23 protein-coding genes are annotated in these 23,105 nt (G+C 49.7%); 14 read left to right on the top strand and 9 right to left on the bottom strand.

Annotated features, from left to right (window positions below; genetic code table 11):
• Positions 1 to 29 precede the first annotated feature (29 nt).
• The 7 genes from licH to OWN49_RS08860 all read right to left on the bottom strand — a co-directional run bounded on the left by licH (position 30) and on the right by OWN49_RS08860 (position 6,350).
• A complete protein-coding gene (licH, locus tag OWN49_RS08830) occupies positions 30 to 1,358 on the bottom strand; it encodes a 6-phospho-beta-glucosidase LicH (protein WP_003150870.1) in 1,329 nt (442 codons plus the stop codon).
• Positions 1,355 to 1,687, bottom strand: coding sequence for a PTS lichenan transporter subunit IIA (licA, locus tag OWN49_RS08835; protein WP_003150867.1), 333 nt, complete (start codon positions 1,685 to 1,687; stop codon positions 1,355 to 1,357). Before licA ends, licH begins: the two co-directional genes overlap by 4 nt.
• 18 nt (positions 1,688 to 1,705) lie before the next feature.
• Positions 1,706 to 3,064 (bottom strand): PTS cellobiose transporter subunit IIC, encoded by a 1,359-nt coding sequence (gene celB, locus OWN49_RS08840; RefSeq protein ID WP_176283600.1) that lies wholly within the window; start codon positions 3,062 to 3,064, stop codon positions 1,706 to 1,708.
• A gap of 15 nt (positions 3,065 to 3,079) precedes the next feature.
• Positions 3,080 to 3,388, bottom strand: a complete 309-nt coding sequence (licB, locus tag OWN49_RS08845) for a PTS lichenan transporter subunit IIB (RefSeq protein ID WP_003150863.1) — start codon at positions 3,386 to 3,388, stop codon at positions 3,080 to 3,082.
• A 98-nt stretch (positions 3,389 to 3,486) separates the two neighbouring features.
• Positions 3,487 to 5,427, bottom strand: coding sequence for a transcriptional regulator LicR (gene licR / locus OWN49_RS08850; RefSeq protein ID WP_077723028.1), 1,941 nt, complete (start codon positions 5,425 to 5,427; stop codon positions 3,487 to 3,489).
• 146 nt (positions 5,428 to 5,573) lie between these two features.
• Positions 5,574 to 5,708, bottom strand: coding sequence for a hypothetical protein (locus tag OWN49_RS08855; protein ID WP_369719122.1), 135 nt, complete (start codon positions 5,706 to 5,708; stop codon positions 5,574 to 5,576).
• A 51-nt stretch (positions 5,709 to 5,759) separates the two neighbouring features.
• A complete protein-coding gene (locus OWN49_RS08860) occupies positions 5,760 to 6,350 on the bottom strand; it encodes a DNA-3-methyladenine glycosylase (protein ID WP_003150858.1) in 591 nt (196 codons plus the stop codon).
• 241 nt (positions 6,351 to 6,591) lie between these two features.
• Here OWN49_RS08860 and OWN49_RS08865 point away from each other — a divergent pair, with 241 nt between their 5' ends.
• From OWN49_RS08865 to katX, 13 genes are all read left to right on the top strand, one after another.
• Positions 6,592 to 7,590, top strand: a complete 999-nt coding sequence (locus OWN49_RS08865) for a FecCD family ABC transporter permease (RefSeq protein WP_224443738.1) — start codon at positions 6,592 to 6,594, stop codon at positions 7,588 to 7,590.
• On the top strand, positions 7,591 to 8,604 hold the full coding sequence (locus tag OWN49_RS08870; protein ID WP_025853649.1) for a FecCD family ABC transporter permease: 1,014 nt from the start codon (positions 7,591 to 7,593) through the stop codon (positions 8,602 to 8,604).
• A gap of 16 nt (positions 8,605 to 8,620) precedes the next feature.
• Positions 8,621 to 9,517, top strand: coding sequence for an ABC transporter substrate-binding protein (locus OWN49_RS08875; protein ID WP_032868637.1), 897 nt, complete (start codon positions 8,621 to 8,623; stop codon positions 9,515 to 9,517).
• Positions 9,518 to 9,619: 102 nt separating this feature from the next.
• Positions 9,620 to 9,970, top strand: coding sequence for an ArsR/SmtB family transcription factor (locus OWN49_RS08880; RefSeq protein ID WP_014306081.1), 351 nt, complete (start codon positions 9,620 to 9,622; stop codon positions 9,968 to 9,970).
• A 13-nt stretch (positions 9,971 to 9,983) separates the two neighbouring features.
• The gene (locus OWN49_RS08885; RefSeq protein WP_070082567.1) at positions 9,984 to 11,282 is read left to right on the top strand and encodes an arsenic transporter; all 1,299 of its coding nucleotides are present in this window, start codon (positions 9,984 to 9,986) and stop codon (positions 11,280 to 11,282) included.
• A 152-nt stretch (positions 11,283 to 11,434) separates the two neighbouring features.
• Entirely contained in the window at positions 11,435 to 11,746 is a 312-nt protein-coding gene (locus OWN49_RS08890) for a PTS sugar transporter subunit IIB (RefSeq protein WP_003150851.1), read from the top strand.
• Between the two features lie 14 nt (positions 11,747 to 11,760).
• The gene (locus OWN49_RS08895) at positions 11,761 to 12,078 is read left to right on the top strand and encodes a PTS lactose/cellobiose transporter subunit IIA (RefSeq protein WP_003150849.1); all 318 of its coding nucleotides are present in this window, start codon (positions 11,761 to 11,763) and stop codon (positions 12,076 to 12,078) included.
• 18 nt (positions 12,079 to 12,096) lie between these two features.
• Positions 12,097 to 13,416 carry a PTS cellobiose transporter subunit IIC gene (gene celB / locus OWN49_RS08900; protein WP_176283601.1) on the top strand — a complete coding sequence of 440 codons (1,320 nt, stop codon included), beginning with the start codon at positions 12,097 to 12,099 and terminating at the stop codon, positions 13,414 to 13,416.
• Between the two features lie 29 nt (positions 13,417 to 13,445).
• Positions 13,446 to 14,846, top strand: a complete 1,401-nt coding sequence (locus OWN49_RS08905; RefSeq protein WP_070082569.1) for a glycoside hydrolase family 1 protein — start codon at positions 13,446 to 13,448, stop codon at positions 14,844 to 14,846.
• A gap of 19 nt (positions 14,847 to 14,865) precedes the next feature.
• The gene (locus tag OWN49_RS08910) at positions 14,866 to 15,747 is read left to right on the top strand and encodes an ROK family protein (RefSeq protein WP_070082570.1); all 882 of its coding nucleotides are present in this window, start codon (positions 14,866 to 14,868) and stop codon (positions 15,745 to 15,747) included.
• Positions 15,744 to 16,688 (top strand): mannose-6-phosphate isomerase, class I, encoded by a 945-nt coding sequence (gene manA / locus OWN49_RS08915; protein WP_176283602.1) that lies wholly within the window; start codon positions 15,744 to 15,746, stop codon positions 16,686 to 16,688. Before OWN49_RS08910 ends, manA begins: the two co-directional genes overlap by 4 nt.
• A 19-nt stretch (positions 16,689 to 16,707) precedes the next feature.
• Positions 16,708 to 17,790 (top strand): glycosyl hydrolase, encoded by a 1,083-nt coding sequence (locus OWN49_RS08920; protein ID WP_070082572.1) that lies wholly within the window; start codon positions 16,708 to 16,710, stop codon positions 17,788 to 17,790.
• A 77-nt stretch (positions 17,791 to 17,867) separates the two neighbouring features.
• Positions 17,868 to 19,481: a catalase KatX gene (katX, locus tag OWN49_RS08925; RefSeq protein WP_048367812.1), complete on the top strand. Its 1,614-nt coding sequence runs from the start codon at positions 17,868 to 17,870 to the stop codon at positions 19,479 to 19,481.
• Positions 19,482 to 19,520: 39 nt separating this feature from the next.
• On the opposite strand, the gene OWN49_RS08930 is transcribed toward katX, so the two are convergent.
• Positions 19,521 to 20,507 carry a choloylglycine hydrolase family protein gene (locus OWN49_RS08930; protein ID WP_146283940.1) on the bottom strand — a complete coding sequence of 329 codons (987 nt, stop codon included), beginning with the start codon at positions 20,505 to 20,507 and terminating at the stop codon, positions 19,521 to 19,523.
• A gap of 316 nt (positions 20,508 to 20,823) precedes the next feature.
• Here OWN49_RS08930 and OWN49_RS08935 point away from each other — a divergent pair, with 316 nt between their 5' ends.
• On the top strand, positions 20,824 to 22,182 hold the full coding sequence (locus OWN49_RS08935) for a purine-cytosine permease family protein (protein ID WP_014306090.1): 1,359 nt from the start codon (positions 20,824 to 20,826) through the stop codon (positions 22,180 to 22,182).
• Between the two features lie 13 nt (positions 22,183 to 22,195).
• Here OWN49_RS08935 and OWN49_RS08940 read toward each other — a convergent pair whose 3' ends face one another.
• A complete protein-coding gene (locus tag OWN49_RS08940; RefSeq protein ID WP_176283603.1) occupies positions 22,196 to 23,026 on the bottom strand; it encodes an NAD(P)H-hydrate dehydratase in 831 nt (276 codons plus the stop codon).
• Positions 23,027 to 23,105: the final 79 nt, after the last annotated feature.

Consider the following 23,105-nt stretch of genomic DNA (forward strand, 5'->3'; position numbering starts at 1 on the left):
GGAAGCGAATCCGGGTTTTTTTACTGCTCTTATGCTTCAATCGACTTAAAGAAATGGGGCAGATGTTCTTTGTGGGCCTCAAGCATTTCATCCAGAATGGCCTTTGCCACGGAGTCTGACGGGACAAGAGGGTTGATCGTCATCGCAAGAAGCGCCGTTTGATAATCTCCCGTGACGGCTGCTTCAGCGGCGACGCGCTCAAATGATTTGATTTGCTGGACGAGTCCGCGGACAGACACCGGCAGATCACCGACGGCGATCGGTTTCGGACCGTCTTTCGTCATGACGCAGTTCACTTCGACCGCTGAGTCATTCGGAATGCTGGCGATCGCGCCATTGTTTATCGTATTGACGGGCTGGATATCATGTTTGTCGTTATAGATGGAGCTGATCAGGTTGCAGGCCGCGTCACTGTAGTACGCTCCGCCCCGTTTTTCCAGCTGCGGCGGTTTGATGGCGAGATTCGGATCTTTGTACAGTTCGAACAGTTCTTTCTCAACCTTCTGCACGACCTCGGCGCGTGTGCCCTCCGTCTGTGACGCTTCTATTTCATGCTCGAGCATTTCTTTCGTTTTGAAATAATAGCGATGGTAGCCGCAAGGAATCAGATCGAGCGCCTTCAGGAATTCAGGCTCCCATTCCGCTCCGGAGATATTTTTCATCGTCATGGCGTTTTCCGGGTCTCCCATGGCTTCAATGACTTGATCCTTCACACTGACGCCGTCTAAGAAAACATCTAATCCGAAGACCATGTGATTCAGCCCGGCAAATTGCACTTCGATCCGGCTGACATCCACATCCAATGCTTTTGCGACGCCCATTTTAATGCCGATCGGCACATTGCAGAGACCGACGACTTTTGTAAGATTCGAGTAGCGGAGCAAGGCCTCGGTAACCATGCCGGCAGGGTTTGTGAAATTCACAAGCCATGCATTCGGACAAAGCTCTTCGATGTCTTTCGCGATTTCCAGAATAACCGGGATGGTGCGCAGCCCTTTGAATAAACCGCCCGGACCGTTTGTTTCCTGGCCGATTACGCCGTATTTTAACGGAATCCGTTCGTCTTTGGCGCGGGCCTCAAGAAGGCCGACGCGGAATTGAGTCGTTACGAAATCAGCATCCTTCAAAGCTTCTCTCCGGTCAAGCGTCAGGTGAATCTCTATCGGAACGCCCGCTTTTTCGACCATGCGTTTTGCAAGCGTGCCGACGATATTGAGTTTTTTCTCGCCTTCGGGAATGTCGACGAGCCATAATTCTCTGACAGGCAGTTCCTCATAGCGCTTAATGATGCCTTCCACAAGCTCCGGTGTATAGCTTGAACCTCCGCCGATCGTTACAATTTTAATTCCTTTTGTCATATTTTTGCTCCCCCTTGCAGACTCACTTTTTCGTAAATCTCGACTAACTCAGCGGCCAAGTCTTTCACGGTCATGGCATTCATTAAATGATCCTGCGCATGCACCATTAAAAGCGTCATGTCTGTTTTTTCTCCGCCGGCTTCATTTTGGATCAATTCTGTCTGGTAATGATGGGCTTCGGTCAGTTCCCTTGCGGCTTCCTGAAGCTTTTCCTCGGCCATGGCTCTGTCCCCCCGCTTTGCGGCGGCAATGGCTTCCATTGATGCGCTTCTTCCGTTGCCGCCATGCAGGATGATCTGAAAAATGGTCTGTTCCATTTTTTCATTCATGTGTTTCACTCCCTTTCTCTACAGCACGGCTTTTTCGTCTCCCTGTACGGCTGGCGCCTGCGATTGTTCAAGTTCGTTTTCTTCTTTCAGCTTTTGCGAATCCCACATTCTGAAGAACGGATAGTACACGATAAAGGCTGTGATGATATTAATCGCCTGCATGACAGCCCCTGATATTTTTCCGCCCGTGGCAAGATAGCCGGAGAAAATCGGCGGCATCGTCCATGGGACGGCAATGCCGGCAGGTTTGGCGACGAGGCCAGTGCTCATGCCGATATAGGTAAAGACCAGTGTGACAAGCGGTGTGATAATGAACGGAATGAGAAGCATCGGGTTCATGACGATCGGCATTCCGAAAATAATCGGCTCATTAATATTAAAGACAGCCGGCCCGATGGCGAGTTTCCCAAGCTGCTTCATCTGCTTGCTTCGCGAACGGAGAAACATGGTGACCACGAGCGCCAGTGTCGCGCCGCTTCCGCCGATGTTGATCCAGATTTCAAAGAACTGCTGGGTGAAAATATTCGGCAGCGCATCGCCCGCCTGAAACGCAATCCGGTTGGCATCCATCGCTCCGAACCAGATCGGCGCCATGACGCCGCCGACAATGTTCGCCCCGTGTAATCCGCACGCCCACAAGAGCATTTGAACCGCTTCGGCTACCAGGCTTCCGCCGAGACTTCCCCCAAGAATCGAGAGCGGCGTCCCCAGTACAACGCTTACAATGTTATGAAGGCTTTCAAACGGCGTCGCTTCGACAATTAAACGCGCACCCCAGATCAGAAAGATGACGGCAAAGCCGGGAATTAAAGCGACAAATGATTTGCTGACCGCCGGAGGCACGCCGTCCGGCATTTTGAAGACGAAATTCCGCTGGATGATCAGGCGGTAAATTTCCGTCGACAGCATGGCGATGATCATCGCGACAAACAGCCCTTTGCTTCCCATGAGAGACAGCGGGATGCCGCCGCCCACCATGATTTCCTCTTTGGCGCCGGAAGGCAGAAACGGAATTTTGTACGGCGTTGCCAAGAGAAACGCTGCCAAAGATATCGCACCGGCCGATAATGCGTCCACCCCATATTTTTCGGCCAGGCGGTAGGCGATTCCGAAAGCGGCGACAAGGCCCATGATTTCAAAGGTCGCATCAACCGGATATTGCAGTTTTTGAGACCAGGCGCTTCCGAACGTCTTTGCCATGAAATCCGCATATCCCGGAATCGGCAGGTTGCCGATGATTAGAAAAAATGAACCGATGATGATAAGCGGCATGGTGAGGATGATTCCGTCACGCAGTGCTTGCAGATGCCGCTGGGAGGCAATTTTTCCGGCAATGGGCATGACTTTCTCTTCTAAAAACTGGTTCACCTTATTCACACGGCCCGCCCCTTTCTACGATGCGTTTCCGAGCTGTTCCGCTGATTTCAGAACCTCCGCTCCGTTGCAAGTGCCGTAATGGACGGTATTGATGACTTCAACCGGCACTCCTTTTGATTCACCCAATTTTTTCAGCTGCGGAAGCAAATAACGGACTTGAGGCCCAAGCAGCAATACGTCCGCTTTATCAATATGCTGGTTGACTGAATCGCCTGACACCGCCCAGATTTTATATTCTTTTCCTTGTTCCTGCGCGCTTTTTTCCATCTTGGTGACGAGTAAGCTTGTTGACATCCCTGCTGCACAAACGAGTAATATATTCATGTAAAAGACCTCCTGAAAGTTTGATATTTTGTATGTCTCGATGTTAGTACCATCATATTATGAAATCGCTTTCATAACTACTCAGGCTTTTTCCGCTGCTAACGGAAAAAAGGTGCTGATCGTTTGTCTCTGAATACTCGTAAAACCTCCTGATAGGTTGTGCATTTTAAGAGACGGCTTACCGCGGCCGGATCATCCAACATCCCGCCGAGCCATTTGTACATATGCTGGAGGTCGGCTTTGCTTTCTTTCTCGACGCAGAGCAGGCAGACAAATTGGACACGCTTATCCGCCCAGTCAATCGGCTTCTTCAGCGTGCATACCGCCCAAAACGTCGTGTCTGTCTGCGGAACGAGCGGGTGCGGAATCGCCGTAAGATTGCCGAAACTCGTAGGAGAAATCGCTTCCCTTTCAAAAATAGAATCGGTCAGAGAATCAGAAGCGAGGCCGGCTTCTGCAACCTGCTGTCCGAGAAAACGGATGACGTCCTCCTTCGTCTCCAGATCCTGCTGCAAAAATACCAGCTCCGGTTTCAGAAAGTTCAATTGTTCCCGGTTTTCTTCCAGCATGGCGTCGATTTTTGTAAAATCCCCGCCGCCCAACAGCGTATGAACCTTCAATACGGGAACAGGCAGGTCTTTTTTGATCGGCACTGTGCTGACCACAAAATCAATCGACTCAAAGGAAAGCTGGTCAAGGCTGCAGTAATCAGCCGTTCCGACGATTTTAAGACGTTTTGCGAACCGGGATCGGAGCTTTTCTCTTAAAAGCTGCGCGCTGCCGGCGCCGGACGCACAGACAATCAGACAGCGTTTAGGCGGCCGTTCCGTCTTTCTCCTTTCAATCGCGGCTCCGAAATGAAGCGCCAAATACCCGATCTCATTTTCATGAATATCAATGCCGGTTTGCTCCTTGATTACGATTCCCGCAATCACTCCCGCTTCAAATGCGAGCGGATAATTTTCCTTTATGGCGGAGAGCATCGGGTTTCTCAGGTTCATTCCGTACCGGTTTCGGTTAATCGCCGGCTTGATATGGAGCGCAAGACCCGCTTTCAGCTCATTGTCGTCCGTGATTCCGAGCTTCAGCTCCCGCTCAATGGCTTCAATCATGGCCTCCGTCAAACGGCTGGTTTCCCCGTCTATCAGCCTTGTAAGCTCTTTTCCTTCCATTTGTGACTGGGTCATGCGCTTTGTCCCGAGCAGGTGAATGGCGATATAGGCTGTTTCCTGTTCGGGAAAGGTGACCGAAAGTGCCGATTCAAGCTCTTTTACGATGGCTTCCGCTGACTGATATTCTGTTTCGAGCTTAATATCATGAAGATCTTCCGGAATGAGAGATACATAGTTTTCTGTCCGGATTCGTTTGCAGGCAATGGCGATATGGATGATGAGATTGTTCAGGCCGAAGAAAGAAAGCGGGATCTTATGGTTTCGAACCTGCTTCATAATGGCTGTGCGGATCACATGAATGTCGTCTTTCGGCAGAATACCGGCCTTTTCACTCAGGAGATCAGGCTCGGGCTCGCGGTCGTCCACTAAGTATTCCGCCATACAATAACGGAGGCGGAGCTCTTCGCCGCGCAGCTTAAAGCCGTAGTTCGGCCTTGTTTCCAAAATGATGTCATAGGGGCGGAGCCGTTTTTTGACTTCTTTTAAATCAGATTGAAGTGTGGATTTACTGATGAACAGTTCTTCCGCTAAGTCATCCAGCTTGAGGTAGCCGTCGGCCAGAAGCATTCTTTTCATCAGGTAATCTATCCGTTCATCGGGAAAAATCGGCACGGTGCTGTTCTGCTGGAAATTGTCCTGAAGCCAGTTTTTAAACGGCTGCTCATTCCGGATCAGCAGCTTATAGCCGCTCCCTCTGACAGATTGAATGGATGCGCCGTGTTTTTCTACAATGGTTTGCAGTTCCTTTATGTCATTGCGGACCGTCCGCGTCGTTACCTTTACATTTGCAGCGATGACTGAGCTTGTAACCGGTGTTTCAGCAGCTAAAAGCAAGCGCAGAAGTTCACGAAGCCGCCCATGAAGCATGAGAAAAACCTCCTATCAGATCAGATGCAGACGTGAAAAATGGGCAAAAAGAATGAGGAAGGGGTAAATGTATGTAAATTCTATACTGGGGAGGATTTCAAGTCAATGCGGCAATCCGATGCCAAGACCGTAAAAAAACAGCCGGATCAGCCGGCTGTTCGGGATGCGGACATGCGGTTCCGCTTAGATGCCTTCCGTTCTTTTATGATTTTTCTGATGATCGGATAGATGACGGGCGCCCATTTGATAATCGTTTTGAAAAATTTTTTCAATGTCTGAATCCCCTTTCTTTTACCTTGTCTTTCCCCTGTTATCAGCGTTTATAAACATGGTCAGCGTGAGACATACCGGTTCCCCGTCACCCAATAGCGCCACGGATAATCCCGGGCTTCTCCGCTGTTGTCAATCCCGATTCTCGGGCCTGTTGATATATGTTCAGGCGTAAAGCCCTCCGTAATATACAGCGGCGGTTCCGTGATCATGCCGCCGTAGTCGTTCATTGAAATGCCCATCGCCTTCGTCAGTTTTCCCGGGCCGTTTGTCCACTCTCTCGGGGGTCTGCCCGGTCTCCTGCTCTCCATCAGGAACTGTCCTTCATGAGGCTCCGCCGCCCTGATTAACACGGCCTGCGGAATGCCGATGTCCGCGGCGACGACGTTCATTAATGTATGAGTGTGCATGACGTATGTATAAATGCGGCCCGCCTCATGGAACATAATTTCCGTCCGTTTCGTGCGCCGGTTGCCGAAGCTGTGCGCCGCCCGGTCATCCGCTCCCATATAAGCTTCCGTTTCCACGATAAAACCTGAAGCCGTTCCCTCATCCGTCTCCTTCACCAGGAGACAGCCGAGCAATAAAGGGGCAAGCTCCACTGACGGTCTCTGGTAAAATTCAATCGGCAAAGGCTTTCCTTCTCCCGCCATTTGCCTCCCTCCTTTCTGAATATAGCGATTTCCTCTTTCACGTTTTTCACTTCTTTTTTACAATATAAACATGAAAGAAAAAAGGGCATCATTGTTGAACACTCTATTGCGTTTTGAAAATCGGCCCGGTATAATATGATGGTTCAAATGAAAATGATTCTCATATTCAATAAATACCGGACAATGATCATAAAAGTAGGTGAATTGATTTTTGAGCGATTCTGTCACGTCCGCAAGCCGTCTGATCAGCATCTTAAAAAACGGGGTTTTCTTCCTGATCGCGGTGATCGGGCTGCTTGTTTCTATTTTTTTCGCCGTCTCATTCGGCGCGAAAGACATTACTTTACATACGGTTTGGTCGGCTGTTGCTGATTACAATCCGAACATGACGGGCCAGCAGATCATTCATGAATTGCGTCTTCCGAGGGTGCTCGGCGCGGCCGTTACAGGAGCCGCTTTTGCCGCAGCCGGCGCCCTCATGCAGGGTGTCACGAGAAACCCGCTTGCCGATTCGGGTGTCTTAGGCGTAAATGCGGGCGCCATGTTTGTTGTTGCGCTCAGCTTTGCTTTTTTCCCTCATTTGTCATACGCCCTGCTGATGGTGATGTCATTTTTGGGAGCACTGGCAAGCACCGGCTTGATTTTCTTTATCAGTGCGGCGGGAAAAGGCAGCATGACACCTTTAAAGGTGACGCTTGCCGGGGCGGTCGTGGCCGCGCTTTTACATTCACTCAGTACCGGTGTGGCGATTTATTACGATTTAAGCCAGGATTTGGCCTTCTGGTACGCCGGCGGGGTGTCGGGGATCAAGTGGGCTCATTTACAAGTCCTTGTTCCCGTGATTGCGGTCTTCATCATTCTCGCGACATTCATGGGCCGGTCCGTCACCCTTCTCTCAATGGGAAATGACGTGGCGGCGAATTTAGGGGTGAACACGGCTCTGACGCGTGCCGCGGGATTAATGATCGCCGTCGTTCTTGCCGGTGTGTCTGTTTCCGCTGCCGGCGCGATCGGCTTTGTCGGGCTGGTCATTCCTCATATCGCCCGCAAGATCGTCGGCGTTACGTACAGGCTGATTATTCCGATGTCCGCGTTGCTCGGCGCGATTCTTTTGATTTTGGCCGACTTGGCCTCACGCACGGTCAGTCCCCCGAGAGAATTGGCGATAGGCATCATGGTCGCACTTGTCGGTGTCCCTTTCTTTCTTTATATTGCCCGCAAGGAAGGGAGAGACTTATAAATGAAAGTGCAGAAAGAAACAAAAAAAGCGGCGGCGGCAGGTCTCGTTCTGCTGGTCATCGCCGTTTGCATTATTCTGATCGGGCTGCATACGGGCTCATTCCGGCTTTCTCCCCTCACCGTGGGAAAAACGCTGTTCGGTTACGGCACGTTTCAAAGCACAACCGTTTTATTCGATTACCGGCTCCCCCGGATACTGGTGACGATGCTGGCCGGTATCGGCTTAGGCGTGTCGGGCGCTGTTTTGCAGGGTGTATCCCGAAATCCGCTTGCCGATCCGGGCATTCTCGGACTGCATGCCGGCGCTTCCTTCGGTTTGATGATGTATATCACATTCTTTCATTCCCTGGAGGCGCAGGCGTCGATGTTCATCCCGCTGTTTACGTTTGCGGGCGGAACACTCGCCGCCCTGCTGATCGTAGTGCTTACGTACGACAGGCTGAACGGTTTTTTAACGATCCGCATGCTGTTGGTCGGGATCGCCGTTTCCGCGGGCTTCAGCGCCGTTACATTGTTTATGTCGCTGCGCCTGAATGAAGAAACTTATACATTCGCTTCCCGCTGGCTGGTGGGAAACGTCTGGGGCAGAGATTGGATTCACGTGTGGTCGCTATTGCCCTGGATCGGCATTCTCGCACCGCTTGCATGGCTTAACGCCCGTTCTTTGAATATTTTAATGCTCGGTGACCAGGCAGCCGCGGGGCTCGGCGCACACGTGCAGAGAAAAAGGATCATGCTGATCGCCATAGCGGTCGGCTTGTCCTGCGCGAGCGTCGCGATGGCCGGCGGAATCGGCTTTATCGGCTTTGCCGCCCCTCACTTGGCAAGACGGCTCGTCGGCACCATGCATCAGCATATTATTCCGATTGCGGGATTAATCGGCCTTGTCATTCTTGTCGCGGCAGACACCATCGGCCGGTCTTTGTTTCAGCCGAACGCCATTCCGGCCGGCGTGGTTGCGGCAGCCATCGGCGCGCCGTATTTTCTCTATCTCGTCATGAAAATCAAATCATAAAACAAGGAGTATTCCCATGAAAAAAACAATTGCGCTCATCAGTTTCATGTGTATTTTCTTACTGGCTGCCTGCCAATCCGATTCATCACAGCCGGAGTCAAAAAAGAAATCCGGCGATCATAAAATCGCTTCGATGTCCATTCACCTGACAAATGATCTGCTGGCTCTCGGCGTTACACCTGCCGGTTCCGTCGTGGGCGGAGAATTAAAAGATTTTCTCCCTCATGTGAAAAATCAGCTGAAAGACACGAAAAAACTCGGACCTGCCTCAGACCCGGATATGGAAGCTTTACTTGAGCTGAATCCAGACAACATTTATCTTGATAAAGAATTTGCGGGAAAAGATGTGTCAAAATACAAGAAAATCGGAAACACACACGTTTTCGACCTTGATAAAGGCACATGGCGCGATCATTTAAAAGACATCGGAAAAATCGTCAACCGTGAAAAAGAAGCGAAAACATTTATTCAAGATTATGAAGATGAAACAAAACAAGTCAGATCCATGATGAATAAGGAATTAGGGAAAAACGCCAAAGTCATGGCGATCCGCGTGAACGCAAAAGAGCTTCGCGTCTTCAGCACACGCCGCCCGATGGGACCGATTCTGTTTGACGATCTGAAGCTGAAACCGGCTGACGGCATTAAAGAAATGAACACCTCCCGCCCTTATGAAGTCATTTCTCAAGAAGTGCTGCCTGATTACAACGCGGATGCGATTTTCGTGGTCGTTAACAGAGACGACAAGTCACAGCAAGCCTATAAAGAATTGCAAAAAAGCGCTGTGTGGAAAGGGCTGAAGGCCGTGAAAGCAAACCATGTCTATAAAATTGCCGATCAGCCTTGGCTTGATTATTCGGCACTGGGAAATAAATTAGCAATGGATGAAGCGAAAAAACTGTTCCAAAAATAAACATGAGCCGGTTTTGCAAAAAGTGCAAGACCGGCTTTTTTATATTACCGTTTACTTATATAAACATTCGCTTATATAATAGTTTAAAAAAGGAGTGAGCGCATGGAACGGCGGCATAATGCTTTAAGTTCCGAAGGGATCAGCCAGTGCCTCAAACTTCTAAGCGACCCGACGAGGCTTTTGATGCTGAAGCTTCTGGAGGATAAGGAATATTGTGTCTGCGAGCTGACGGCTATTTTTCATATAAGTCAGCCCGGCATCAGCCAGCACTTGCGGAAATTAAAGAACGCCGGCCTTGTGCGGGAAAGACGCGAGGGCCAATGGCGGTACTATGCCATTCATCCGTCCGGACCGGAATACGCGCTGGTTTGCTCGATTCTGCAGCAGATAGATGAAAAGGACGAAGTTTTACAGACATTGCGGCAAAAAGAAGTCACTGTTACATGCCGGTAAGGGGGATATATTCTTGGGAGTTGCGGTTTTATCAGCGCTGATTTTTGTGCTGACACTTGTGTTTGTCATATGGCAGCCGAAACATATATCAATCGGCTGGTCTGCCTGCGGCGGAGCGGTCCTCGCTTTGATCGCCGGAGCAGTCAGCCTGCACGATATCGCGGAAGTGACGGGGATCGTCTGGAATGCGACACTCGCCTTTATCGCCATTATTATCATTTCATTAATTCTTGACAGTATCGGTTTTTTTGAGTGGGCCGCGCTGCATATGGCCATGGCGGCCAAAGGCAGCGGGCTGCGGATGTTTCTCTATGTGTCGGTCTTAGGGGCTGTGGTCTCCGCCCTGTTTGCCAATGACGGAGCGGCGCTCATTTTGACGCCGATCGTACTGGCGATGGTGCGGGCTTTGAATTTACCTGAAAAGCTGGTTTTTCCGTTTATTATCGCGGGAGGATTCATCGCCGACACCACCTCGCTGCCGCTCGTTGTAAGCAATTTGGTCAATATCGTATCCGCCGATTACTTTCATATCGGATACATTGAATATGCATCACGCATGCTGGTGCCCAACCTCTTTTCTTTGGCGGCAAGCATTTTGGTGCTGTATCTCTATTTCAGAAAAAACATTCCGAAACGGTTTGACACCAGCCTTGTGAAACATCCTGCATCCGCCATTAAGGATGAGCGCCTTTTCCGGTTATCATGGGCTGTCCTGGCCGTTTTATTGATCGGGTATTTCGTCAGCGCGCTGCTGTCGATACCCGTTTCCTTCGTTGCCGGCTCCATCGCGGTCATTTTTCTCATTCTGGCGCAGCGAAGCCCCGCCGTCCCTGCGAAACAAGTCATCAAGGACGCCCCGTGGGCCATCGTGTTTTTTTCTGTCGGCATGTATGTTGTCGTGTACGGCTTGCGGAATGCCGGACTGACGGATCTTCTTTCTCAGCTTATTCAGAAAGCGGCGGATCACGGATTGTTTGCGGGCACACTCGGAATGGGTTTTATCGCTGCGATCCTCTCCTCCGTTATGAATAACCTGCCGACGGTGATGATTGACGCCATAGCCATCAGCGGAACGGACACTCACGGGCTGATGAGAGAAGCATTGATTTACGCGAATGTTATCGGTTCTGACCTCGGGCCGAAAATCACGCCGATCGGGTCGCTGGCGACATTGTTATGGCTCCACGTGCTGAGCCGGAAAAACGTGAAAATTTCCTGGGGAATGTATTTCAAAACAGGTCTGATATTAACCATTCCGACGTTATTCATCACCCTGATCGGACTTTATATATGGCTGTTATGGCTCGCTTGAGAAAAAAACCTTTTAAGTTGAATCTTAAAAGGTTTTTTTGTGTCAAAAATCCGAAAAGTTAAACTTTTATATTTTAAAAGTATAGACATTTAATTTCAAAAGATTATAATATTCATGAAAACGTTTTAACTTTATGAAAGAAGGGATTCCTCATGAAAAGAATTTTATTAGCCTGCAGCTCAGGCATGTCCACCAGCCTTCTTGTCACGAAAATGCAGAATTACGCCAGCTCCATCGGTGAGGAGGCCGAGATTTGGGCAGTCGGACAGGATAAAGCAAAAGAAGCGATGAAAGACGCAGACGTCGTACTGATCGGCCCGCAGATGAGTTTTTTAAAAGGCGAGCTTCAAAAAGAGGCGGACCCGCTTCACATCACCGTTGATGTGATTGATATGATGGCATACGGCATGGGAGACGGCAAAAAAGCATACGAACAGGCCGTTGCCTTGATAGAGAACAAATAAAGGAGGCGATAAGCATGGAAACGTACACGGATGAACAGATCAGTTTTCAGCTGATTCTTCACAGCGGCAATGCCCGCAGCTGTATTATTCAATCGATACGCGCTTATAAAGACGGCCGGCCAGATGAGTCAGACACCTTTCTGACAAAGGCTGAAGAAGAACTGGGAAAAGCGCACGACATCCATTTTCAGATGATTCAAAAAGAAGCCGGCGGCGCCAAAACGGATGTCTCTCTGCTTTTTATGCATGCTGAAGATCACTTAATGTCAGCGCTTTCAATGAAAGAGCTCGTCAAAGAAATGCTCGACTTATTTCAATCAAAAAATTTATAAAAAGCCGGGGGTGAAGACGTGTTTGAGAAAATCAGCCAATTCCTTGTTCCGATCGCGGGCAAATTAAACAATAACCGCTATTTGCAAGTTTTACGGGATGCTTTTATGCTGGCGTTTCCGCTGACCATTTTCGGTTCGGTGTTCGTCGTGCTGACGAACCTGCCGTTTTTAAACAAAATCATGAGCAGCTCCGCCCTGTCTGTCTTTCAATCCGGATTTGGCGGCGCTTCGACGGCTACGATGGGGATTATGTCCATTTTTGTCGTCTTCGGGATCGGCTATTACCTTTCCAAAAGCTACGAAGTGGAGGCCGTATTCGGCGGAGCGATCGCATTGGTTTCTTTTCTGCTGCTCACCCCTTTCGTCTTAGAGCCGGAAACGGGCAAAGCGGTCGCAGGCGTCATTCCGGTTGACCGGCTTGGAGCAAAAGGGATGTTTCTAGGCATGATAACCGCTTTTTTGTCAGGTGAAATCTACAGAAGAATCGTCCAGAGAAACTTAACGATTAAGATGCCTGCCGGTGTTCCTCCGGCTGTTGCTAAATCGTTCGCCGCATTGATACCGGCTTTTATCACGCTTACCGTCTTCCTCTTGATCAATGCGGCTGTCACCCAGATCTTTCACACCAATCTGCATGATGTCATTTATCATACGGTTCAAGCCCCGCTTGTCGGACTTGGAAGCGGCATCATTCCTACATTAATCGCTGTTTTCTTTATTCAGATTTTATGGTTTTTCGGACTTCACGGACAGATCATTATCAATTCCGTGATGGACCCGATCTGGAATACATTACAGGTCGAAAATTTGGCTGCGTATACAGCGGGAAAAGAGATTCCCCATATTATTTCTAAGCCGTTTATGGAGATTTACACCGTCGGAATGGGCGGAACCGGAATGACATTGGCCATAGTGATCACCATCTTGCTTTTTATGAAAAGCAAACAGATGAAACAGATATCCAAACTCGGTCTCGCGCCAGGTATTTTCAACGTCAATGAGCCGGTTATTTTCGGTTTGCCGATCGTGATGAACCCGATCATTATCATTCCGTGGGTAATCGCGCCGATGGTTGTCACGCTCGTCACCTATCTGGCCATGTCGGCGGGGATCGTGCCCCCTCCTACCGGCGTGACCGTGCCCTGGACCGTCCCCCTTTTCATTAACGGGATTATGGCGACCAATTCCGTCATGGGCGGCATTATGCAGCTGGTCAACCTCTGTATTGTCTTTGTCATCTGGTTCCCGTTTCTTAAAGCGCTGGACAAATTAAATATGGCAAAGGAAAAAGAAGCCGAGGCCGAGCAGCATGCACGGGATGACAGCATGAGTATGTAATCAAAATCGCAGTAAGGGAGAGAAATCAATTGACTGAATCAAATATTCAATATCGTTTTCCGGAAGGATTCTGGTGGGGGTCTTCCGCCTCCGCCACCCAAACAGAAGGCGCCGCCGACAGAGACGGAAAAAGCCAAAACATATGGGATTACTGGTATGAAAAAGAGCCGAGCCGTTTTTTTAACGGCGTCGGCCCCGGCGACACGTCACGTTTTTATGATCAATACAAGGAGGATATCCGGCTGATGAAAGAAATCGGCCACAACTCCTTCCGGCTGTCTATTTCCTGGTCAAGATTGATTCCGGACGGAACTGACGAGGTCAATCAGAAAGCGGTCGCGTTTTATCAGGACGTCATCGATGAAATGCTTGCCCATCGCATTGAGCCGTTTGTCAATTTGTTTCACTTTGACATGCCGCTCGCCCTTCAGCGTAAGGGAGGCTGGGTCAGCCGGGACACCGTTGACGCGTTTGAACATTACGCCAAAACCTGCTTTTCGCTATTCGGTGACAAAGTGAAAAAATGGTTCACTCACAACGAGCCGATTGTGCCGATTGAAGGCGGCTACTTATACGACTTTCACTATCCGAATCACGTTAATTTTCAAGAAGCGGTGCAGGCCGGCTTCCATACCCTGCTGTCGAATGCAAGGGCTGTCAAAGCCTACAGAGAATTGAAACAGGACGGACAAATCGGAATCATTCTGAATCTGACGCCTTCTTATCCGAGAAGCTCACACCCTGAAGATCTGAAAGCATCCCGGATTGCCGACGCCTTTTTCAACCGCTCATTTTTAGATCCCGCCGTAAAGGGCGAATTTCCTGAGGAGCTTGTCGAGATTCTCAAGGCGGAAGGCTTTCTGCCGCGTTATGAGAAAGAAGATCTCCGCCTCATTCAGGAGCATACGGTTGACCTGTTAGGCGTGAACTACTACCAGCCGAGACGCGTCAAGGCAAAAGAACATGTTCCGAATCCGCATGCCCCTTTCCTGCCTGAGCGTTTCTTCGATCCGTACGTCATGCCCGGACGGAAAATGAACCCTCACCGCGGGTGGGAAATTTACGAAAAAGGAATCTATGACATTCTCACCAATCTCAGAGAACATTACGGAAATATCGAATGTTTTATTTCCGAGAACGGCATGGGAGTTGAAGGCGAGGAACGCTTCCGCGATGAAAACGGCATCATTCAGGATGATTACAGGATTGAATTTATCCAGGAACATCTCAAATGGGTGCATCGGGCCATCGGAGAAGGTTCAAATGTTAAAGGCTATCATCTTTGGACTTTCATGGACAACTGGTCTTGGACAAATGCTTATAAAAACCGCTATGGCTTTGTATCTGTCAATCTGGAAAACGGGGGCGAACGGACCGTCAAAAAAAGCGGCCGCTGGTTCAAAGCCGTTTCCGATCAAAACGGATTTTAACAGATGAGGAGGTACGGCCATGCTTGGAGGTATTGAAGCCGGCGGCACGAAATTTGTCTGTGCCGCCGGACAAAAAGACGGCACCATTCTGGACAGAGCGGAGTTTCCGACGGGAGAACCGGATGACACACTCAGACAGGTCATCCGTTACTTTAAAGATTTCCCGATAGAAGCCATCGGCATCGGGTCGTTCGGACCGATTGACATCCGCCCCGACAGTCAAACATACGGGTGCATCACCGCGACGCCGAAGACAGCCTGGCGGAACTGCCCTATTCTTCAAACAATCAAAAACGCACTGCATATTCCCGCAGGCTTCACCACCGACGTTAATGCGGCGGCGCTCGGAGAAGCTTCTTTCGGCGCGGCCAAAAACGCGGACAGCTGCCTCTATTTGACGGTCGGCACTGGCATCGGAGCGGGCGCCATCATGAACGGCAGATTTGTTCAAGGGCTGTCTCATCCTGAAATGGGCCACATTTATGTCAGAAGACACCCTGACGACGGCTACAAAGGCAATTGCCCTTACCATACAGATTGCCTGGAAGGCCTCGCGGCAGGTCCCGCCATTGAGAAACGCTGGGGGAAAAAAGCATATCTGCTGGCGGATCAGCAGGAAGTGTGGGAGCTTGAGGGCTATTATATTGCCGAAGCGCTTGTGCAGTATATTCTCATACTTTCGCCTGAAAAGATCATTCTCGGCGGGGGCGTCATGAAGCAGCATCAGCTGTTCTCTTATATCCGTCAGCACGTGAAAAAGCGGCTGAATCAATATATTGACCTGCCCGACATTGAACACTTCATCGTTCCCCCTCAATTAGGGATTCACTCCGGCGCGGCCGGTTCGCTCGTATTGGCGGAGCGCGCATTAGAGACGGCAAACCGGGAGGCGGGAAAATGACGAAACTCTTATTTTTGGAACCGGTTTTTAAAGAAAGATTATGGGGCGGGACGAAGCTGCGCGATACATTCGGGTATGAGATTCCTTCTGAGCGGACGGGAGAGTGCTGGGCGATTTCAGCTCATCCGCACGGTACATCCATCGTGCGGAACGGGCCTTTTTCCGGAACATCATTACACCGGCTCTGGAATGAACACCCTGACCTGTTCGGACATCCGAAAGAAGACGCTTTTCCCCTGCTCACAAAAATTCTTGACGCAAATATGGACTTATCCGTGCAGGTTCATCCGGATGACGCATATGCACATCGGCATGAAAACGGAGAACTCGGAAAATCGGAATGCTGGTACGTGTTGGACTGCAAAAAAGACGCGGAGCTCATTTTAGGGCACCGCGCCCAAACAAAAGAAGATTTCGTTCGGCTCATTGAACGAAACGAGTGGGATCACCTGCTCCGCCGCATCCCCATTAAGCCCGGCGACTTTTTCTATGTCCCGAGCGGCACACTGCACGCTTTATGTGAAGGTACGCTCGTTCTTGAAATCCAGCAAAGCTCTGATGCCACCTACCGGCTTTACGACTATGACCGGACGGATGGGAACGGGAATAAACGCGAGCTTCATCTTGAGAAAGCAATTGACGTAACAGACATTCCCCATACCGATGAAAATGTAAAAAGCACAAAGCATCGGATCGGAGATGCTCTTATTACGATACTCGCCGAAACACCTTTCTTTTCAGTTTATCAATGGGATGTGAGCGGGAAAGCATCATTCCCCGCACCCGGCCGGTATTTACTCGCAAGCGTGATTAAAGGACGCGGAGAACTGGATGGATGCCCCATTCACAAAGGCGATCACTTTATCGTGCCGGCGGATTCCGGAGATTTTGTTATAGAAGGAGATTGTGAGGTTATCGTTTCACACCCTTCATCATCTTAAAAATCAGGAGGTCTTTTATATGCTTAAAAAGTTAGCAGTCTGCCTGTCTATCGTTTTATTACTCTTAGGAGCCGCCAGTCCGATATCGGCTCACACCGTTTATCCCGTCAACCCAAATGCCCAGCAGACGACAAAAGATATCATGAACTGGCTGGCGCACCTGCCCAACCGTTCAGAAAACAGGGTCATGTCCGGAGCGTTCGGCGGCTACAGCGATGTCACTTTTTCAATGACAGAGGAAAACCGCTTGAAAAACGCGACGGGACAGTCTCCCGCCATCTACGGCTGTGACTATGGGAGAGGGTGGCTGGAAACAGCGGATATCACCGATACTATCGATTACAGCTGCAACAGCAGCTTAATCTCATACTGGAAAAGCGGCGGCCTCCCTCAGGTCAGCCTGCATCTCGCAAATCCGGCCTTTCCATCCGGAAACTATAAAACGGCCATCTCAAACAGCCAGTACAAAAACATCCTTGACCCTTCAACTGTGGAAGGAAAACGGCTTGAGGCGCTGCTCAGCAAAATTGCCGACGGCCTTACTCAGCTGAAAAATCAAGGCGTCACCGTTCTGTTCAGACCGCTGCATGAAATGAACGGCGAGTGGTTCTGGTGGGGGCTGACAGGCTACAACCAAAAAGACAATGAGAGAATCTCGCTGTACAAAGAGCTTTACAAGAAGATATACCGCTATATGACAGAGACAAGAGGATTGGATAACCTTTTGTGGGTGTATTCGCCGGATGCCAACAGAGACTTTAAAACAGACTTCTACCCAGGCTCATCTTATGTGGATATTACCGGTCTGGACGCTTACTTCACTGATCCGTATGCGATATCAGGCTATGATGAAATGCTGTCTCTGAAAAAACCGTTTGCCTTTGCCGAAACCGGTCCGTCCGGCAATATCGGAAGCTTTGATTATGCTGCTTTTATTAATGCGATCAGGCAAAAATACCCTCAGACCACGTACTTTTTGACATGGGATGAACAATTAAGTCCGGCGGCCAATCAAGGCGCGCAAAGCCTTTATCAAAACAGCTGGACGCTGAACAAGGGCGAAATATGGAACGGCGGGTCCTTGACGCCGATCGCGGAATAACCGCTTCTTTTGAAAATCGGTTTTAAAAAACGGCTCTGCTGGGCATATTGTTACCGTTCAAAAAGGAGGGTTCAACAATGGAAAATAACAAAAACAGCGAAGAAACGCTTTCCAGTAAGACGACCGGTAAAGGCGAGTCAGAAGACACGCTGACAAACCGGCAGGGCCATCCGGTCACTGACAACCAGAATGTCAGGACAGTCGGCAATAGAGGACCGACGACATTGGAGAATTATGATTTTTTGGAGAAAATCAGCCACTTTGACCGCGAACGGATTCCCGAGCGCGTCGTTCACGCGCGCGGCGCCGGCGCACACGGATACTTTGAGGCGTACGGAAGTTTTGGAGACGAGGAGATTTCTAAATATACAAGAGCGAAAGTGTTTCAAAAGAAAGGAACGAAAACTCCGGCGTTTGTGCGGTTTTCTACCGTCAACCACGGGAAGCATTCCCCGGAAACATTGCGTGATCCCCGGGGTTTTGCCGTTAAGCTTTATACCGAAGACGGCAACTGGGATCTGGTCGGCAACAACCTGAAAATCTTTTTTATCCGTGATCCGCTGAAGTTCCCGGATCTTGTGCACGCATTTCAGCCTGATCCCGTTACGAACATTCAGGACGGCGAGCGTATTTTCGACTTCATTTCCCAATCACCGGAAGCGACTCATATGATCACTTTCTTGTTTTCGCCGTGGGGCATCCCGGCCAACTACCGGCAGATGCAGGGCTCAGGCGTCCATGCCTACAAATGGGTCAATGAAGAAGGAAAAGCCGTGCTCGTCAAATATCACTTTGAACCGAAACAAGGCATCCGCAACCTGACACAGAAGGAAGCGGAAGAGATTCAGGGGAAAAACTTTAACCATGCGACACAGGATTTGTATGAAGCGATTGAAAAAGGCGATTATCCTGAATGGGAAGTGTATGCGCAAATCATGACTGATGACGAGCACCCCGAGCTGGATTTTGATCCGCTTGATCCGACCAAGCTGTGGTATAAAGACGATTTCCCTTGGAAGCCGATCGGTAAATTGGTTCTGAACAAAAACCCGGAAAACTACCATGCCGAGGTGGAACAAGCATCATTCGGAACGGGCGTGCTTGTGGACGGCCTTGATTTTTCAGATGACAAATTACTTCAGGGGCGGACATTCGCCTATTCAGATACCCAGCGGTACCGCGTCGGCGCAAATTACCTGCAGCTTCCGATCAACTCGCCGAAAAAGCATGTCGCCACCAACCAGGAAGGCGGGCAAATGCAGTATCGTGTCGATCGGGCAGAAGGACAAAACCCGCACGTCAACTATGAGCCGTCCATTATGGGAGGACTCACCGAAGCTAAGCAGGATGGGAAAGACCATACACCTCATGTCGAAGGCGATGTGAAGCGGGAAGCGATCGACCGGCCGAATAACTTCGGCCAGGCCGGAGAAACATACCGCAGATTTTCGGAATTTGAACGGAACGAATTGATCACAAACCTGGTCAATACGCTTTCTTCCTGCCGGAAAGACATTCAGGATCAAATGATTGAGAATTTCACAAAAGCAGATCCGGACTACGGAAAACGTGTTGCGGAAGGGCTGAAAAAAGCCTCCGAAAGCAACAGCGGCGGGCCGATCGGCACTACTGATACGGCACAAGCCGCAAAACAGGCTGAACAGGAAAGCCATCCGTCTGATCCGTATTAACTAAAAAAACAGGACAATCGCGTCCTGTTTTTTTTTGAGCTAATTCAACTCCTGTATATTCTGCTCCGCCGCGGCCGCAAATACTTTCGGCTCCGGACGTTCAAGATCTTCATGGAATAAACTTACTTTGTGAATCTGCCGGTTGTCGTACAGATGAAAGTAGTAGTTTCCGGTGTCACAGCACATGACCGACGTATACTGCGTATAATCAATTTCATTCTCCTCTGTGATCACCGCGCCTTTTGGAATATTCACATTGGACAGCACGTGAAAAGCGGCCGTAACGCCATCCGTTTCATGGGCGGAAGGCTCTAAATGCTCTTTCAGATAAGCGGCTCTGATGAACCGGGATGGCGGCGTGTAATCACCGGGAAGCCCGATCGTTCCAGATCCTTGGCCGAAAGCGGTTAATGTCATTCCGCCCAATGTTTTGCTTTCTGACTGCTGCGGCCTGATTCCGATATAATGGCGCAGATTGGTCACATGCCAAGGAAATTCCGGACTGTTGGTCATCACTCCGGGTTTGTTGTCATATACTTTCATTCCCTCCGGTGTCGGCTCGATGACAATGCAGCTGCCCGTGCGGTCTGATAAAATCCAATGAAGAGGCAGCACCGTATCCAATAACATTAACTTCTTCTCTACAATCGTCAGCATTGAGAGCTTTTCCTTTATGTCTTCAAGAGAGTCACAGTTTGATAAGGCCCAGGTGACAAACTCATGAGGAGCGATGTGACAGGTGCCCTCCCGTTCCGCTTTCTCGTATCCCGCAAAGCCCGGAAAATACAGCGTCGCACACGACAGCCCTTTTTCATTTACGCCGTCGGCAAACAGAACATTGCCGAGATTTCTCCCCATGCCGATAAATGCGTATTTCGTCTTATGCATCCTGCCGTCAGCTTCGCTTTTCCAGCTGTACTGACGAGGGTAAAGCACGACGTCCGTACCGAGCTGAAATGCAAAATCCATCGTTCGCGCCAATAGGTGATTACCGTCTGTCGTTTTCAATGTAAGACTTGTACACATATCATCAATCCCCTTTTCATTAATGAAATTTACACAAAGTAAACTATTCTTTCAGCTTAACGAATAATGGTTCCATTCGTCAAAAGATTGACACATTTCTCCTTCATACATATTAGTCAGTAAGCGTATCCATGCCTTTTAAACCCTGGCAAATCGTTTTGGCGGCAGTGTTTGTACCGTTTTTCAAAAAAAACTTTGAACGGCTGTCAGCGAGGCTTTACAATGTTTTTCCTGCATGCTGGAATTTGTAAACGGCAGGTCAATCTGTTAAGCTATGTCTTTATGTTAAAGAAGAACATACGGAGGAGATTATCTATTGAAAGTAGAAAGGCGAACGATTGAACATATTCCGCATGACGAAAGACACGGAAAGGCTAAAGATTTATTCCCCGTCTGGTTCGGGGCTAATATGCATATTACGACGTTAGTCACAGGCACACTGCCCGTTACAATGGGACTCGATCTCTTTTGGAGTATCGCCGCCATTATAATCGGAACCTTTATCGGCGCAATCTTTATGGCGTCTCATTCCGCACAAGGACCTCAGCTCGGAATTCCGCAAATGATTCAAAGCCGCGCGCAATTCGGCGTGATCGGAGCGATTCTGCCCCTCTTTTTGGTCATGTTTATTTACCTGGGCTTCTTTGCGAGCAGTACGATTCTCGCAGCCGGTACACTGAGCAGCTTTGTCCCGATTCCGGCTTCATGGTGTATTATCGGCTTAAGCGCCATCTGTTTTTTACTCACGATCTACGGTCATGATCTGATTCACAAAATGCAGAAAATCCTCTCTTGGACCTCCTTTGCCGTTTTTTTTGCTGCAACAATTCTTATTTTTCAACTGCCGATTCCTTCAGGAAGCTGGGTGCCCGGCTCATTAGATCTGCCTGTTTTTCTAGTGGCGGTCAGCGCGGTGGCCACATGGCAGCTGGCATACGCGCCATATGTCGCAGATTATTCCCGTTATCTGCCGGTCAAAACACCGGCATCGCATACTTTTTGGTACAGCTACGCAGGTACGTCAGTCAGTTCCATATGGATGATGCTTCTCGGCGCCATTTTGACGACGGCGCTCCCGGAATTTACCGCTAATGCGGGAAATGAGATTGTCCGATTGTTCGGTCCGTTTTCCTTTATTATGCTGATCATCGTCCTGTTCGGGCAAATGGCGATCAACGTCTTTAATTTATACGGAGCCTTTATGTCAACCACGACTACCTTGGAGCCGTTTTTAAAACTGAAGGTGACGCCGAAAACGAGAGTGGTAATGATCCTTTGTGTGACGGCAGCGGGTACTGTATTAAGTCTCTTGGGCCAAAGCAATTTCATGGAACTGTTTTTAAATTTCATCTTTTTCATCAGTTATTTCTTAATTCCATGGACGGCGATCAACCTCGTGGATTATTATTTTATCCGCCGCGGAAAATACCACGTCAAATCGATGTTTGACGTCAACGGGCAATACGGCAGGGTCAATTGGATTACAGCGGCCGCCTTCGTTTTGTCGATTATATTAGAAATCCCGTTCATCAATACCTCCTTTTACATCGGGCCGCTCGCTGAAATATTCGGCGGAGGCGACATTGCCTGGGTCATCGGCCTGGCCGTTCCGTCGCTGCTGTATTATGTCCTGATGAAATCAAGGTTAAAACAAAAAGAGGCGCCTTCCCTGTGAAGACGCCTTTTCTTTATTCATATTCCTTCCATACACGCGGCAGCAGTTCAGAAAGTTCGTGCGCCAATAAGGTATGGGCGGAGCGCTCTTTCGTCCATAATTCCGCACATTCGCCGTGAAGGCGGACGGCGTTCAATACGGCATGCTTCGGGTCTTGATGACAGCACAGCATGCCGAGAATCATTCCCGTCAGCGTGTCGCCGGTCCCGCCTTTTGCAAGCGCGCCGTTTCCGGTTGTATTCCTGCGGCATTCCCCGTCGGGAAAAGCGATAATGGTTTCGTTTCCTTTCAGGACAATCGTGACCTGAAGCCGCTCCGCCCATTCCGCGGCATATTCCGCCCTGTTCTGCTGAATCTCTTGAATCGGAAGGCCTGTCATTCTGGAAAATTCGCCGGGATGAGGCGTCAAGATCACGGGAGCTTTCCTCTTTGAATAGGTTCTTTTCGTAATTGCGCCCGCGTCCAGTATGACGGGATAATCGCCAGAAAGCAGCTGATCAGCCGCCTGCTGCACTTCGTCTGTTTGGGGAAGGCCCGGCCCGATGGCAGCGGCCCGGATGGTTTCCCCGGGCTGGCCCGCCGCGGCTTTTTTCCACCCGTCCCGCCAGTACGTGGCTTCCGGCAGCACCGGGACGATAAGCGGAATGACGCCTGCCGATGTACCGATGACGAGCTTGCCGACACCGCTTCTCATCGCACCCAATCCGGCCAGAAGGGCGGCTCCCGGCATGTCATCGCTCCCGGCCAGCAATAACGCCGTCCCGAACGTTCCTTTATGGCTGTCCGCCTCCCGTTTCGGCAGCGTATCTTTCACATCCTGTTCCGTCCAATCCATTATATTCATCTCTGTACCTCCTCTTCTGTCTCCTATTTATATTCCAAACAAGAAGAGATTTTAAACCGCACAAAAAAACAGCCGCTCG

The sequence above is a fragment of the Bacillus sp. NEAU-242-2 genome, assembly GCF_027853835.1.
Classification (GTDB): domain Bacteria; phylum Bacillota; class Bacilli; order Bacillales; family Bacillaceae; genus Bacillus; species Bacillus velezensis.

What these genes read in the sequence shown, in the direction of transcription:
- licH (WP_003150870.1), bottom strand. Translation starts at nt 1,358, where the DNA reads ATGACAAAAGGAATTAAAATTGTAACGATCGGCGGAGGTTCAAGCTAT.
- licA (WP_003150867.1), bottom strand. Translation starts at nt 1,687, where the DNA reads ATGAATGAAAAAATGGAACAGACCATTTTTCAGATCATCCTGCATGGC.
- licB (WP_003150863.1), bottom strand. Translation starts at nt 3,388, where the DNA reads ATGAATATATTACTCGTTTGTGCAGCAGGGATGTCAACAAGCTTACTC.
- licR (WP_077723028.1), bottom strand. Translation starts at nt 5,427, where the DNA reads ATGCTTCATGGGCGGCTTCGTGAACTTCTGCGCTTGCTTTTAGCTGCT.
- OWN49_RS08860 (WP_003150858.1), bottom strand. Translation starts at nt 6,350, where the DNA reads ATGGCGGGAGAAGGAAAGCCTTTGCCGATTGAATTTTACCAGAGACCG.
- OWN49_RS08870 (WP_025853649.1), top strand. Translation starts at nt 7,591, where the DNA reads ATGAAAGTGCAGAAAGAAACAAAAAAAGCGGCGGCGGCAGGTCTCGTT.
- OWN49_RS08875 (WP_032868637.1), top strand. Translation starts at nt 8,621, where the DNA reads ATGAAAAAAACAATTGCGCTCATCAGTTTCATGTGTATTTTCTTACTG.
- OWN49_RS08880 (WP_014306081.1), top strand. Translation starts at nt 9,620, where the DNA reads ATGGAACGGCGGCATAATGCTTTAAGTTCCGAAGGGATCAGCCAGTGC.
- OWN49_RS08890 (WP_003150851.1), top strand. Translation starts at nt 11,435, where the DNA reads ATGAAAAGAATTTTATTAGCCTGCAGCTCAGGCATGTCCACCAGCCTT.
- OWN49_RS08895 (WP_003150849.1), top strand. Translation starts at nt 11,761, where the DNA reads ATGGAAACGTACACGGATGAACAGATCAGTTTTCAGCTGATTCTTCAC.
- OWN49_RS08910 (WP_070082570.1), top strand. Translation starts at nt 14,866, where the DNA reads ATGCTTGGAGGTATTGAAGCCGGCGGCACGAAATTTGTCTGTGCCGCC.
- manA (WP_176283602.1), top strand. Translation starts at nt 15,744, where the DNA reads ATGACGAAACTCTTATTTTTGGAACCGGTTTTTAAAGAAAGATTATGG.
- OWN49_RS08920 (WP_070082572.1), top strand. Translation starts at nt 16,708, where the DNA reads ATGCTTAAAAAGTTAGCAGTCTGCCTGTCTATCGTTTTATTACTCTTA.
- katX (WP_048367812.1), top strand. Translation starts at nt 17,868, where the DNA reads ATGGAAAATAACAAAAACAGCGAAGAAACGCTTTCCAGTAAGACGACC.
- OWN49_RS08930 (WP_146283940.1), bottom strand. Translation starts at nt 20,507, where the DNA reads ATGTGTACAAGTCTTACATTGAAAACGACAGACGGTAATCACCTATTG.
- OWN49_RS08940 (WP_176283603.1), bottom strand. Translation starts at nt 23,026, where the DNA reads ATGAATATAATGGATTGGACGGAACAGGATGTGAAAGATACGCTGCCG.